This window comes from Burkholderia sp. 9120 (genome assembly GCF_000745015.1).
Lineage (GTDB): Bacteria > Pseudomonadota > Gammaproteobacteria > Burkholderiales > Burkholderiaceae > Paraburkholderia.
On record NZ_JQNA01000002.1, the window covers coordinates 5,750,694 to 5,764,948 of the forward strand.

13 protein-coding genes are annotated in these 14,255 nt (G+C 63.9%); 7 read left to right on the plus strand and 6 right to left on the minus strand.

The window, feature by feature from the left end; all coding sequences use genetic code 11:
- Positions 1–2 precede the first annotated feature (2 nt).
- On the minus strand, positions 3–890 hold the full coding sequence (locus tag FA94_RS33560; RefSeq protein WP_035559879.1) for a LysR family transcriptional regulator: 888 nt from the start codon (positions 888–890) through the stop codon (positions 3–5).
- A gap of 218 nt (positions 891–1,108) precedes the next feature.
- On the opposite strand from FA94_RS33560, the gene FA94_RS33565 reads away from it, so the two are divergent.
- The 7 genes from FA94_RS33565 to FA94_RS33595 all read left to right on the plus strand — a co-directional run bounded on the left by FA94_RS33565 (position 1,109) and on the right by FA94_RS33595 (position 7,834).
- Positions 1,109–1,876, plus strand: a complete 768-nt coding sequence (locus tag FA94_RS33565) for a glutaredoxin domain-containing protein (protein ID WP_035559887.1) — start codon at positions 1,109–1,111, stop codon at positions 1,874–1,876.
- 147 nt (positions 1,877–2,023) lie between these two features.
- Entirely contained in the window at positions 2,024–2,692 is a 669-nt protein-coding gene (locus tag FA94_RS33570) for a GntR family transcriptional regulator (protein WP_035559890.1), read from the plus strand.
- Positions 2,693–2,813: 121 nt separating this feature from the next.
- Positions 2,814–4,460: an MFS transporter gene (locus tag FA94_RS33575; RefSeq protein ID WP_035559893.1), complete on the plus strand. Its 1,647-nt coding sequence runs from the start codon at positions 2,814–2,816 to the stop codon at positions 4,458–4,460.
- Positions 4,461–4,576: 116 nt separating this feature from the next.
- The gene (locus FA94_RS33580; protein ID WP_035559895.1) at positions 4,577–5,215 is read left to right on the plus strand and encodes a TetR/AcrR family transcriptional regulator; all 639 of its coding nucleotides are present in this window, start codon (positions 4,577–4,579) and stop codon (positions 5,213–5,215) included.
- Positions 5,216–5,311: 96 nt separating this feature from the next.
- The gene (locus FA94_RS33585) at positions 5,312–6,550 is read left to right on the plus strand and encodes a YbfB/YjiJ family MFS transporter (protein ID WP_035559898.1); all 1,239 of its coding nucleotides are present in this window, start codon (positions 5,312–5,314) and stop codon (positions 6,548–6,550) included.
- A 154-nt stretch (positions 6,551–6,704) separates the two neighbouring features.
- Entirely contained in the window at positions 6,705–6,860 is a 156-nt protein-coding gene (locus FA94_RS38350; protein ID WP_035559900.1) for a DUF3309 family protein, read from the plus strand.
- A gap of 173 nt (positions 6,861–7,033) precedes the next feature.
- Positions 7,034–7,834, plus strand: coding sequence for an SDR family oxidoreductase (locus FA94_RS33595; protein ID WP_035559903.1), 801 nt, complete (start codon positions 7,034–7,036; stop codon positions 7,832–7,834).
- Between the two features lie 3 nt (positions 7,835–7,837).
- Here FA94_RS33595 and FA94_RS33600 read toward each other — a convergent pair whose 3' ends face one another.
- The 5 genes from FA94_RS33600 to FA94_RS33620 all read right to left on the minus strand — a co-directional run bounded on the left by FA94_RS33600 (position 7,838) and on the right by FA94_RS33620 (position 14,187).
- Positions 7,838–9,241, minus strand: a complete 1,404-nt coding sequence (locus FA94_RS33600) for a four-carbon acid sugar kinase family protein (RefSeq protein WP_051981036.1) — start codon at positions 9,239–9,241, stop codon at positions 7,838–7,840.
- Between the two features lie 34 nt (positions 9,242–9,275).
- Positions 9,276–10,571, minus strand: coding sequence for a ribulose-bisphosphate carboxylase large subunit family protein (locus FA94_RS33605; protein WP_035559905.1), 1,296 nt, complete (start codon positions 10,569–10,571; stop codon positions 9,276–9,278).
- Positions 10,568–11,107, minus strand: coding sequence for a VOC family protein (locus FA94_RS33610; RefSeq protein WP_035559908.1), 540 nt, complete (start codon positions 11,105–11,107; stop codon positions 10,568–10,570). The genes FA94_RS33605 and FA94_RS33610 overlap by 4 nt, the downstream gene beginning before the upstream one ends.
- Before the next feature lie 93 nt (positions 11,108–11,200).
- Positions 11,201–13,087 carry a TRAP transporter large permease gene (locus FA94_RS33615; protein ID WP_035559910.1) on the minus strand — a complete coding sequence of 629 codons (1,887 nt, stop codon included), beginning with the start codon at positions 13,085–13,087 and terminating at the stop codon, positions 11,201–11,203.
- 74 nt (positions 13,088–13,161) lie between these two features.
- Positions 13,162–14,187, minus strand: a complete 1,026-nt coding sequence (locus FA94_RS33620; protein ID WP_035559912.1) for a TRAP transporter substrate-binding protein — start codon at positions 14,185–14,187, stop codon at positions 13,162–13,164.
- Between the last annotated feature and the right edge of the window lie 68 nt (positions 14,188–14,255).

The window sequence follows — 14,255 nt, forward strand, 5'->3', positions numbered from 1 at the left end:
AATCACCCGCCGCGTAAATGCGCGACCAGCATGCGGCAAGCCACCGGCAACGCGTCCAGCGAACGCACGGCTAACAGCAGCTCGCGCTCGGCCCACGCATCGGTAAGCGCGACGATCGACAAACCCAGCTTGTCCGCCTGCTCCTGCGCGATTGCACGCGGCATGACGCCGAGCCCGAGTCCCGCTGCAATCATCAGACATTGCGCGTCGTAGCTCGTCACCTGAATGCGCAGATTGACCGGGCGCGCATGAGCGTGCGCCGCGCGCGTGAGTTGCTGGCTGATCGCCGTATCGGGCGGCAGGCCGACGTACTCGAAGTCGAGTGTGTCCGCGAAAGCCACCGCCTGATGCTGCGCCAGCGCATGACCGGCCGGCGTGACGAGCGTCAGGGAGTCGCGGTGATAGGGGAACGTTTGCACGTCGTAGCCGTGCGGCACGGACGTGAACACGCCGATATCCGCTGCGTTATCGGCGACGGCTTTCACCACCCCTGTACTGGGCTTTTCTTCGAGCTGGATCTGAATCCGCGGATGCTGCGCGGCAAACGACTGGATCTCGCGCGGCAGGAACTGCACGACCGACGACACATTCGCCGCCAGCCGAATGAGTCCGCTGACGCCGCTGGCGTAATCGCGCATTTGCACGGCAATGTCGTCGAGTTCATGCAGCGCGCGGTGTGCCAGCGCGACCAGCCGTTCACCGGCGGCGGTCGGCATCACGCCTTTGTTGGTACGCCGTAGAAGCGCCACGCCCAGCGTGGCTTCGATCTCGCTGATGCGCTTGCTGACGGCCGCTGCCGCGATATGTTCGCGCTGCGCCGCGGCCGCGATGGTGCCGGTTTCAGCAACGCTGACAAACAGCCTGAGCGAAAGCGGATCGAGTGTCGGCATGACGTCCCGCGGCAAGTAACCGAGCTAACCGGGTTCGCCGATGGATTCGGCGCTCCTCGGTACGGCGTGTGCGTGCCACCACCACTGGCACGTTTGCCCGCCATCGTGGCTCGCGATGACGGCATGGTCAAGCAATGCTTTGCACGTAGCCACGGCCTGGCAACAATGAGATTGACCGGCGGCCTCTTTCGAGGCGAACCGCGCGACAGGAGACAGCGATGCAAACCGCGACCCACGCAAAGATCAAGGTGTTCTGGCAACCCGGCTGTTCGTCGTGCTTACGCACCAAGGAGTTTCTGACGAAGCAGGGCATCGAATTCGAATCGATCGACGTGCATAACGATCCCGACGGCGCCGAGCAACTCGCCGCGCTGGGCGCGCGCAGCGTGCCCGTGGTCGCGCTCGGCGGCCGCTACACGTTCTGTCAGTCGATCAACGACGTCATCAAGTTTCTGGATCTGAAAACGAAGATCATGACGCCGCTGCCGCCGGCGGAACTGGTCAGCCGCCTCGAACTCGTGCTCGAATCGAACGCGCGTTATACGCGGCAATTCGGCGGCGCCGCGTATCGCGAACCGTTCAGGAATCGCAACCGGACGCCGGCCGGTCTGACGTTTCACGTCTTCCGCGTGGCCGAGATGGGTATCGAGGCCGCGCAGCAGATCGAATTGCGATTCGAAGGATTCGACGAAGTGCCGCCCGCCGACTGGGGACCGCAGCAGATTGCCGCCTGGGGCGACAGCGTGAGGGCGCATTTGCGCGCGTGGTGGCAGGCTGAGACGGATCGCTCGCTCAGCTACGACGTGCCGACTTACTATGGACGGCGGCCCATGCACGAAGTGCTGGAGCGCACCGCGTGGCATAGCGCACAACACACGCGCCAGGTCATGCTGATGCTGGAAAGCGAAGGTGTCGCGGTCGACCGGCCGCTGACGGCTCAGGATCTGGCCGGCTTGCCGCTGCCGGATGAAGTGTGGGACAGGTAACGGTCGACCCGGCCTGTCGGGGTGGTGCGGCGCGCAAAGCGCCGCATTGAAAGCGTGACGGAGTTTCGCAAGCGGCTCATAAACTGAACCCATCTTTCGCGTCTGCGTGGCAGAATCGCCTTCAATCCGTCGGCGAGACAGAAACACATGACCACGCTGCGCGAAAAATCCACCGACTCGGTGTATCTACAGCTACGCACCAAAATTCTCAGCAACGAGTTTCGTCCCGGCATGCAGTTACTGGAACGCGACCTCGTCAGTCTGTTCGGTGTGAGCCGCACGCCCGTGCGGGAAGCGCTCGTGCGTTTGCAGAAGGAAAACCTGCTGCAGATCGTGCCGCGCCACGGTATTCGCGTACGTCAGGTGTCGCTCGCGGATATCGAAGAAATCAACCAGGTGCAAACCAGTCTCGAAGCGACCGCTGCCGGCATTGCCGCGGCCGCAACGCTGCGCGCCAAAGACCTGGCGCCCTTCGATCAGGCCTGCAACGCCATGGAGCGGGCGCGCGAGAAAAACGACCTCGCCGCCTGGACCGCCGCCGACGAAGCCTTTTACGCGCATCTGCTGAAGCTGGGCGGCAATCCTCGGCTCACGCAGATCGTCAATGAATGCTGGGACCAGATTCGACGCGTGCGCGACCTCACGTTGCGTCTGACCGCACTGGCCGATCTGCCGGTGGCGCAGCATCGGGCGATCGTGGAGGCGATCCGCGCCGGCGACGGCGCGACAGCCGAACGCCTGTGCCGCGACTATCGCGCGAGTTGTCTGCAGTTCGAGATCGATACGTTGCGGCGATTCCGCATTCTCGAAGTGTGACCGGTGGCAAACCGGCTACACGCCCACGCCTGGCGAACGAATGTCCGCGCGCGACGACGCCCGCCGCCGCCCACTCACCTATCATGCTTGTGAACGCCTCGCCCATTCAGATAGGCACGTCATGACCGCAGCGTCGATTGCAGCGCCCTCCAACGTCCCCAGCGGACAACTCCTGCCATTCCGCGAATCGCTGCTGGCCATGCTCGGCATCTCGTTCGTCGCGATGCTGGTCGCGCTGGATCAAACCATCGTGGGCACCGCGTTGCCGCGTATCGTCGCCGAATTGAAGGGCTTCGACCTGTACGCGTGGGTCGCGACGTCGTACATGCTGGCCTCGGTCATTACGATTCCGATCTTCGGGCGGCTCGGCGACCAGTTCGGCCGCAAACCGTTTCTGATCGCCGCGATCATCCTGTTCACGGGCGCGTCCGTGTTGTGCGGGCTCGCCAGCAGCATGCTGCTGCTCGTCCTGTCGCGCGGCCTGCAAGGGATCGGCGGCGGCATTCTGATCGGCACGATGTTCGCCACCGTCGCCGATCTGTTCCCCGATCCGAAACGGCGGCTGCGCTGGCTGGTGTTCGTCACGTCCTCGTTCGGCGTGGCCAATATGGTGGGGCCGTCGCTCGGCGGCATGCTGACGCAATACGGCGGCTGGCGGCTGGTGTTCTTCGTCAACGTGCCGGTCGGGCTGGTCTCGCTGCTGTTCGTGCAGCGCTTTCTGCCGCCTTTGCATGAACTGCGCCGCAAAGGCCCGGTCCGGCTCGACTGGCTCGGCGCGTGCGTGCTCGCGCTCACGTTCGGCACGCTGCAGGTGCTGATCGAACTGTTTCCCAAGCACGGCATCGACACCATGACGATCGCGCTCACCGCCGTCGCGGCGAGTTGCGCGCTGATCCTGTGGCTATGGGAACGCCGCGTCGGCTATCCGATCGTGCCGGTGGACATGCTGATGGATCGCAAGCTGTCCGCGCTGTTCGCCATGTCGGTGCTCGGCGGCTTCGCGCTGTTTTCGCTGGTGTTTTATGTGCCGCTGCTGTTTCAAGGCGGCTACGCGATGTCCGCGCACGACTCGGGCATGCTGATCACGCCGCTGCTGCTGGGCACGACGATCGGCAGCGTGGTCAACAACCGGATCGTCACACGAATCCGCCGCGCGAACGGCATCATGTACGTGGGCTTTGCGCTGTCCGCGCTGGCTTGCCTCAGCGTGGTCGCGCTGCACGGCAACGAGCCGCATCTGGTGTGGATGTCGTGCATGGGCATCAGCGGACTCGGCCTCGGTCTGGTCGCCACCAGCCTGACGGTCTGTTCGCAACAGATCGTCTCGCGCGATCACGTCGGCGCGGCGACCGCGCTGCTGCAATCGCTGCGGACCTTCGGCGGCATGCTCGGCACGGTGATGACCGGCGCGCTGCTCGGTCATCTCTACTCGCGCGGCGTCCACCGTTCGCTCGATTCGTATCAGGCGACGCAGTGGTTCAAATCGTTCGCCAGTCCGGAGTTGCTGGTGGATCGCGCGGAACAGGCCGCGTTGATCAACCGGCTGGTCAGCGCGGGCCACGCGGGCGACGCGATGATGAATTCCGCCCGCGACGCCCTCGTGCAGTCGATTCACATCGGCATTCTGGTGGCCGGCGCTGCCGCGCTGGTCGGCCTCTGCCTCGCCTGGTTCGTGCCGCCGGTGCGGATCGGCTATCCGGACACCGCCCTCGCGACGGACGATCCAACGCCGGCCGAGGCCCCTCCCGTGCCGCGCAGCGCGCTCTAAACGCCTGCTGCGGCGGGCGTCGACATTCTTCTTGCGTTCTGTATCACTCGATATATAATCCGTTTCTATATCGAGTGATACATAATTTTGTTTGCTACGCAGGAAGGATCTTCGCCATGGCACGACCCCGCGGTTTCGACGAATACGAGGTGCTCGAAGCGGCCAGCGCCGCGTTCTGGAGCAAGGGCTACGAGGCCACTTCCACGCGCGACCTGGTCAAGTCGACCGGTTTGACACAGCCCAGCCTTTACAACGCGTTCGGCGACAAGCGCGGTCTGTATCTGCGGGCGCTCGAGCACTATCTCGAGCACACGCTGCGCGAACGGATCAACCGGCTGGAAACCACCATGACGGCGGCGCAGCGCGTCACGATGTTCTTCCACGAAATCATCGAGCGGGCAATTGCCGATCCCGACCAACGCGGTTGCATGCTGGTCAACTCGGCGCTGGAAACCACGTCCGACGATCAGGCTTTCCGCGCCACCGTCGCCGCCGAACTGGACGAACTTCAGGCGTTTTTCCGTCGCTGTGTGGCCGAGGCTCAACAAAGTGGCGAGATCGCGACCACCGTCGCAGCGGACGATGCCGCCGCTCATCTGCTCGCCACGTTGATCGGCATCCGGATTCTCGCGCGCGTCAAACCGCAACGCGCGCAGCTCGTCGCGGCGATCGCGCCGGCGCTCATGCTGCTAGGCCTGCCGGCACTGCCGGAGTTATCCGCGCCAGCGCCATCTGCGCCAGGCAGCTCCGGCTAAGCCCCACGCGCCGAACGCGGCGCCTCTTCTAATGCAAAGTTTTTCCCCACCGACATCCGGTCGCCGCGCCATGCGCGCGCCGGTAAAGGAACCGTCATGTCCGCAGTCCCCGCTTTAACGCCCGAAAGCACGCCCTCACTTGATAGCCGCGCGCTGTTCGCAACGCTCGCGGGGTTGTGCGGCAGTCTCGTCGCGATCGGGCTGGCGCGATTCGCCTACACGCCACTGATTCCCTCGCTGATCCAGGCGCACTGGTTCACCTCGTCGCAAGCCGTGACACTGGGCGCGGCGAATTTCGCCGGCTATCTGGTGGGCGCGTTGATCGGCCGTCCGCTGGCGTCGGCGTTGTCGAATCGCAGCGCGTTGCGTTGGCTGATGGTGGTCGTCACCGCCGCGTTCTTCGCCTGCGCGTATCCGCTTTCGATTAGCTGGTTTTTCGGCTGGCGTCTGCTGTCGGGCATCTCCGGCGGCGCGATCATGGTGCTGGTGGCCACGTCGATTCTTCCGCATATGCCCGCGCCGCGTCGTGGCTTTGTTAGCGGCATGATCTTTCTCGGGCTGGGTCTCGGTATCGCGGCATCCGGCACGCTGATTCCCCAACTGCTGCACTTCGGTTTGCAGACCACATGGATCGGCCTCGGCGTCGTCGCGCTGGTGCTGACCGCGGTGAGCTGGTTCGGCTGGCCGTCGACCAATCCGCCCGCGCCGCCGGCGTCGTCCGCCGCGCATCATGACGCGCGCCCGCAGGGTTTAAAGCTACGCGTGCTGTACGCGCAATACGCGGCGAACGCACTCGGACTCGTCCCGGCGATGGTGCTGCTGGTGGACTACGTGGCGCGCGGCCTGGGACGTGGCGCGGCGATCGGCGCCGACTACTGGGTGTTGTACGGCGTGGCGGCGATCGTGGGACCGGTACTCTGCGGCAACATGGCCGATCGTATCGGCGCGGGCAAGGCCTATCGGCTCGCGCTGCTTCTGCAAGCGTTAGCGGTCGCGATGCTGGCGCTGTCGGGTAGCACAGTGGCCCTGGTCATCGCGACGGTGATTCTCGGTATCTTCACGCCTGGCATCGTCACGCTGGCGCTCGGCCGCATTCATGAACTCGTGCCGCACGACCACACCGAACAGCGTGCCGCATGGAGCCGCGCGACGACCGCCTTCGCTCTCTTCCAGGCGCTCGGCGGCTATGGGTACTCGTATCTTTTCTCGCACTCGCATAACAATTACGCGCTGATTTTCATCTGCGGTGCGGTGGCGCTCGGCGTTGCGTTCGTTGCCGATCTGGTGGTGGCTCGCATCGGCGCGCTGCGGCCCCGCACAGGGGTAAGCGAATGACGCGGGTTTAAAACGTTCTCGACACCACTCTCCGCCTGGGCATGCGGTTTGCTGAATAGGGACATCGATCTGCCGATCGCGAACCCTTCTCACGATGGGCGCTGCGTGGCTAGCGTGACGGCAGATCCTGTCAACCCAAGCGGAGGTTATTAATATGTTGGGAACTATTCTTCTGATTGTGCTGATTCTTCTTCTCATCGGTGCGTTTCCGACCTGGCCGCATAGCCGCTCGTGGGGCTACGCGCCGACGGGTGGTATCGGTGTCGTGCTGATCGTCATCATCGTGTTACTCGTGGCGGGTGTGATATAGCCTCGGCAGATTGAAGCACCAGGTTCTTTCGTTCAGATTCGTTCGAACCGAACCTTGAACCTGGCCGGCCGCCGGATATCGATGCAGTTCGCTGCTCGGTTATCCGGCGGCTTCGTTATGTCGACGGTTGCCGCTTATTCAAGTTTGTCACGCTTGTCACGTCGGAGAATGCGATGGAAAAGTTACTCGCGAATCAGGTCGCCTTGATCACCGGCGCTAGCTCCGGGATTGGTTACGGCGTCGCGAAAGCGCTGGCGGATGCCGGTGCCACTGTGGTGCTCAACTACCACTCGCATGCCGATGCAGCGCAACAACTCGCCGACGAGATCGAGCAGGCAGGTGGCGCCGCACTCGCGGTTCAAGCCGATGTGGCCAACCCCGCTCAAGTCGACAGTATGTTCGACGCCTGCCGTACGAGCTTCGGGACTGTGGATATCGTGATCGCGAATTCGGGCGTGCAGAAAGACAGCGCGTTTGCCGATATGACGCTGCAAGATTGGCAAACGGTACTGGCAACCAATCTGACCGGGCAATTTCTGACCGCGCAAGCCGCTGTGAAGGAATTCAGGCGACGCGGACCGCACGACGTGTCCAAAGCGTTGGGCAAGATTATCTGCATGAGCTCCGTGCACGAAGTCATTCCGTGGGCGGGACATGTGAACTACGCGGCGTCGAAAGGGGGCATTCAGATGTTCATGAAATCCCTTGCGCAAGAGGTCGCGCCCGAACGGATTCGCGTCAACTCCATTGCGCCCGGCGCGATCCGCACGCCGATCAATAAAGATGCATGGGATACCGAGGCCGCGCGCGAGAAGCTGCTGAAATTGATTCCGTACGGCCGTGTGGGCGACGTGGAGGACATCGGCAAGGCCGCTGTCTGGCTCGCGTCGGACGATAGCGATTATGTGGTCGGCACGACGTTGTTCGTCGACGGCGGCATGACGCTTTATCCTGGCTTTGCGGATAATGGCTGACCGTTACGCGTCTTGTGCTTCGTCGCCGTTGAGCAGTTGTTCGAACAGATCCGCGCCGCCCATCTGACCGCCTTTGAGCATGATCTCCATGCCGTCGAGTTCCGCACGATCGGCATGCAGACGGCACACCGTGACACCGGCCGACAAGGGCGCGAGATACGATAAACCCCATGCGCCGAGTGCACGCACGGCGAAGCTCGACGTGTCGCCGCCGGCGATGCCCACGCGCTGCAAAGGCACGGCGTTGAGTACTTGTTGCAGCAGTGCCGCGCAGGCATCGGCGAGTTGTGGGAGTGCGCCTTCGGCAGATGTGGTTATATTCGCATCGGCATTCACCGTCGTCTCGCGATCCGCCGCGCGCACCGCTCGCCGCTTCGTGAAGGCGAGCACATTACGACCATTGCGCAACGAACTGGCTATCGCTTCCACACGTGTCGCGAGATATGCGGCGGCAGCGTCGCCGGTCATTTGTAATGGGTCCAACTCGACACGCAAATAAGATCGCGCCGCCTCGATCTGTAACTCGGTCAACGGCGACAAACTGCCCGCCAGCACGAACACGGGACCACGCGCGCGCGCCAGCCCGACGGGTTCGCTTGCCGTTGCGGACCGACACGCGTCACCGCGCGCCAACGCATACGCCTGCGCGACACTGCTCGCGCCGACCGCCAGCAGCGGCGCCGACGTCGCGGCGTAACGCGAGATCAGATCGCCAATCGCTTGCAGATGCGACTCGTCGAGCACGTCGAACAGCACGGCGTCCGGCTTTGAATCGAGCCGACGCCGCACATCGGATTCCAACGCAGCAGCGCCCGCCGCGTAACTCCGCCAATCGATCGATTGCACATTTTCCAATCCTTGTCGCTGTAGATGCACGCGCAAATCCGCTTCGTGCATCGGCGTCACAGGATGTCGGCTCATGGTCGGATGACGGTCTATCCGGTAGACCGCTTGCCGCGCATCGTCGGCGCCGGCCGCCGCGAATAACTCGCCAAACACGCAATAGCGCCGCAAATCCGGCTGTCCGCCGACCACCGCGACCAGTTCGTTCGCGCAGTGCTCGCGGAGCGTGCGAACCGCCACGCCGATGCTGCCAGTCTGCGGCGCGCTATCGAAGGTCGAGCACACCTTGTAGTGCATCACGCGCACGCCAAGGCTCGCGAATGCCGCACCGACACGGGCGAGTTCACGTTGCTGCGCGGAGGGCGCCATGGTCCGCGCCGCGCCCGCGACACCGAGCGCGTCGAGCGGGCCCAGCGTCGACAGACGCGCGGCATCCGGCGGCTCGAAAAACAGCATCGTGCGCAAACCGGCGCGGGCGAGATGCGCGAGCGTGTCGGTCGCGCCGGTGAAATCGTCGCCGTAAAACGCGTAGTCCGGGCCATCGTTGCGCGGCAAGTCGCTCATGTTCTTAATGCCCTTATCCGTGTCGACGCGCCGCTCACGCGCGACCGCCGAAAAACTGCAACGCGCGTCGCAGTTCCGGCATGTGTTCCGCGTACACCGGCAACGGCGTGCCCGCCTGCACTGCGGCCCACGCCTGGCGCACGCTCGTTACGCCCGCAGCGGGGCCATCCGGATGCGCGAGAATGCCGCCGCCCGACATGAACAGCAGGTCGGTGGAACGCACCGCGTCAAAGGTCGCCTGCGCGGTGCCCGCCCATTGGCCCGATGAAAACGCCGGCAGCACCACGTCGTCGTAGCCGGACGCGAGCGGCGTCGCGCAGTCGCGTGCCGACTCGATCACCTCGGCATCGCTCTGCGCGAATTTGCCGGCCAGGCCGTGCACGTGCATGTGATCGACGCCCGTCAAACGCCACAAGGTTTGATACGCCTGAAACGACATGCCGAGCGCCGGATCGCGCGACATCATGCCGTAGCCGTTGCGATGCGCGTGAAGCACCAGCGGCGTGGCGCGGCGCAGCGTCTGGATTGCCGAAAAGCCGCACCAGTTGATGCTCGCCATCACGCAACTGCCGCCTTCCTGTTCGACCAGATCGGCGTGACGGCGCATGGCGTCGAGGTCGTCGGTGATATTGAACGCGACCATGACCGGCCGGCCGCTGCGCTCGCGATAGCCGCGCACTTCGGCCATCACCGCCCGCACGCGCTCCGCGAGCGGCGCGTGCAGCGGGTTCGCGCACACCTCGTCGTCCTTGATGAAATCGACGCCTGCTTCGCAAAGCTCGCGCACCAGCGCCGCCGTTTCCGCTGCGCTCAGGCCAACGTTCGGTTTGACGATCGTGCCGATCAGCGGTCGGTCGCGCACCTCGGTCAGCGCGCGCGTGCCCTTCACGCCATGCCGCGGCATTTCAAAACGCGCGCGATAGGCGGCCGGCAAACGCAGCGACAACAGGCGCATGCCGGTCACTTCGCCGAGGTCGTATAGATTGCCGGCGACGGTCGCGGCCAGCGTCGGCAAATTCGCGTCGATGTTGGCCAGCGGGAACGACAGCGTGACGCGCGCGCGCCGCCACGGTCCGTTGATGCGCTGGCGCGCGAGCCAGGCATTCGGCAAGCTGGGTTGCTGAGCGGCGTCGAGTTCTTCGATGCGCAGCACGGTCGCGCGACTGCGCGCGCGCAGCGCGTCGGATTCATTGGCCACGCGCACGAAGGTGCCGCTCGACTGCTCGCCGGCCATCACGTCGGCGACGCGCGCGGGATCGAGCGGCGTCTCGATCAGATAGTCGGCTTCGAGTACATCGTCGCCGGTCTGCCGTTGCGGCGCGGCGTTCATAGCGTGCCCAGATCGGGAAAACGGCGTACCGGATCGCTGCCGTCCCAGTCACGGGACGCCGCATAGATCATGTCGAACAGTTTGCCTTTCGGCCCGGCGATCTCCGACAGTTCGATCACGGTGCCCGGATGGTTTTCCGTGTCGAAGTAAACGAACCGGCCGTTGCGCCCCACTTCCCCGCTCATCGCGACCTTGAAACCCTGCTCCTGCAGACGGGCGAGATCCGCGTCGAACGAGGTGGTCCAATACGCGTTGTGCTGCAAGCCCGTATGACCGGCGGTGAGAAAGTCGCGATACATCGACGGCGCGTCGTTACGTGTCTGGATCAATTCGACCTGCAACGGTCCCGAGTTCGCCAACGCGACGGAGTTATGCACCTCATAAGATTGGCCGCGATACGTGTAGTTTTCGATGGGCACGCGTTCGTTGTAGAACCACGGGCCAACGCCGAGCACGCGGCTCCAGTAGTCCATTGCGGCTTCGATATCGCGGACCACATATCCCGCCTGACGAATTTCGCCAAAGAAACGACTCATATAGCTCTCCCAAAGCACCAGGATTGAAAAGACGAGCGACACCCCGGCGCGGCTGTCGACGCAGCGCCCGTAGGTCGAACGTGTAGAGAAAACTTAGAGAAACCCGATCGATATCCAGGGAATCGCCGCGACCAGAATCAACCCGACGATCAGTGCGCCCATATAGCCGGCGATCGGACCCATGCCCGCGTCGGGATTGACCTTGCTGATTGCGCACGCCGAGTAATAACCGACGCCGAACGGCGGTGAAAACAGGCCCACGCCCATCGAGAGAATCACGACGATCGCGTAGTGCACCTCATTGACCCCGGCGAGCCGCGCGATCGGAAACAGCAGCGGCCCGAACAGCACAATGGCGGGTATCCCTTCGAGCACACTGCCGAGCATCACGAACACGACGATCGACACCGCGAGAAAACCATACGCGCCGCCGGGCATGGCGCCCATCCATTGCGCGAGGTCCTGCGAAAAGCCGGATTGCGTGAGTGCCCACGCCATGGCGGTCGCGCATCCGATGATAAAAAGAATCGCCCCCGACAAAGTGGCGGCGTCCACCAGCATGCGGCCGAGCCGCCGCCATTCGAACCGGCGATAGATCAGCACGCCGACCAGCATCGAATAGGCAATGCCGATGGTGGACACCTCGGTTGCGGTCGCGATGCCCTCCACCACCGCCATGCGAATCACGAACGGCAAGGCCAGCGCCGGCAACGACACGAGGAACAGCCGCCCGATCTGCGCCCGCGTGAACCGCTGCGCACCACTCAGATCTTCCTTGCGGTAACGCCACCACACCACGGCGCACAGAATCAGCGCGAGCACCGCGCCCGGCAGCATGCCCGCCGTGAACAACGCGGAGATCGACAAGCCGGTGACCGAGCCGATCGTGATCAGCACGATGCTGGGTGGAATGGTTTCGCTTTGCGCGCCGGTCGTAGCGAGCAGCGCGACCAGATCGCCTTCGGAGGCACCGCGTTTTTTCATCTCGGGGAACAGCACCGGCGCAATCGCCGCCATGTCCGCCACTTTCGAACCGGAGATGCCGGACACCAGATACATCGCGCCGATCAGCACGAACGACAACCCGCCATGTACATGACCGACGAGGCTCGCGAGGAATTCGATCATCGCGCGCGCCATGCCGGTCATTTCGATCAGCAGGCCGAGAAACACAAACAGCGGCACCGCCAGCAACACGAGATGCGACATGCCCTCGTCCATGCGACCGACCATCACTTCGAGCGGCGTAAAGGTCGAGAGACCGAGATAGCCGAAGGTGGCAAGCGCGAAGGAGAACCCGATCGGCACGCCCGAGAAAATCCCGACCGCCACGACGCCGACGAAAAAGATCACGAGGTTGGTCTTGCCCAGGGTCTGGAACCATGGGCCGGCGAACACCGCCACCGCGCCAAGCACCGCCGCGATGACGAGCACGATAAGTATGTCGCGCATCCGGCTCACCTGCGCGAGACGAAGCATGCCGACCAGCAGCATGAGCGCCGCGCCGATGGGCAACGCGAGCGCGCGCCACGCGTTGCTGATCTGCAAGGCGGGCGTCACGATCGCGGCCTCGCCGGACGCGTAGTCATAGGCCGGTGCGATCAGTAGCGCCAGCAACGCAACCGACGCCGCGATCGCCAGCGTATCGACGAACGCGCGCCGCGACGGCGACAAACGGCTGACCAGCGCCGTCATCCGCATATGTTCGCCGCGTCGCAACGCCAGCACGGCGCCGAGCATGGCGAGCCACAAAAACAGGATGCCCGCGAGTTCGTCCGACCAGACCAGCGGCTGATGCAGCACGTAGCGCCACACCACGCCCGCGAGCATGACGACGATTTCCATCGCCAGCAGCGCGGCCGCACAGACTTCGACGAGCGCGATCAAACCGCGATCGAAGCTTCGCAGCCAGCGGCGCGGCGCGCTCGCCGCGTGCAACGGCACGTGCGCTTCCACTGGGTTCAACGCGTGATTCGACATCCTTGCGCCTCCTCGCGGGTGCTCGCCGCGCTTCGTCTTTTCATTTGGTGCTCATCGGTTTGCAGCGCGCGCGTTCAGGCCAGCTTGCCGACCGATTGTTCGAGCAGGTCCCACGCCTGATCGCCGAATTTGCCTTTCCATTCGGCGTAAAAACCCGCCTGGCGCAAAGCGGCACGAAACGTATCCGGCGCCGGACGATTGATCGCGAGACCCTTGCTTTGCAGATCCGCGACGGCCGCGTCGTTGAGCTTGCGCACGTCCTCGCGCTGCCGCAGCGCCGACTGATTGAACGCGTCGCTCGCAATGCCTTGCAGGTCTTTCGGCAAGCGTTGCCACGCGCGCGGATTCAGCACGAACCAGTAGCCGTCCCACATGTGATTGGTCAGCGAACAGTACTTCTGCACTTCGTAGAGTTTCGCCACTTGCACGATCGGCAGCGGGTTTTCCTGCGCATCGACGATATGCGTTTGCAGCGACGAATAGACTTCGCTGAATTGCAGGCTGGTGGGCGACGCGCCGAGACCCTTGAACATGTCGATACTGAGCGGACTCACCGGCACGCGGATCTTCAGACCGTGCATGTTCTGCGCGCTCGTGATCGGCCCGGTGCTCGTGGTCGTCTGACGAAAGCCGTTGTCCCACATCTTTTCGAACGACTCGAGGCCGGCCTTCTGCATCGCCGCGCGCACGTACGCGCCGAGCTTGCCGTCCATCGCGCTCCACACCTGGTTGTAGTCGCTGAAGGCAAAGCCGACGGCATTGATCGCGACGGACGGCGCGAGCGTCGACACCACCAGCGCCGACGGCGTGAACATTTCGATGCCGCCGCTGCGCACTTGCGCGAGCATGTCGGTGTCGCCGCCCAACTGGTTGTTAGGGAATATCCGGATCTCCATGCGCCCCTTCGACGCCTCGCGGATCTGGTTAGCGGCCTCCTGCGAGCGCACGTTCAGCGGATGCGCGAGCGGCAGATTGTTGCCGTACTTGAACACGAACTCCGGGCCGGACGCCGCGCGCACGATCGCCGGAAAACCCAGCGCGCTGGCTAGCGGTAAGGCAGCTGCGGCGCGCAGTACGGTGCGTCTCGCGAGGTTGGTCATTTGAGCGTCTCCTTGCTTATAATTGATGTGACGGTCGAATCCATCAAAAACCATCATCGTTCACGGCA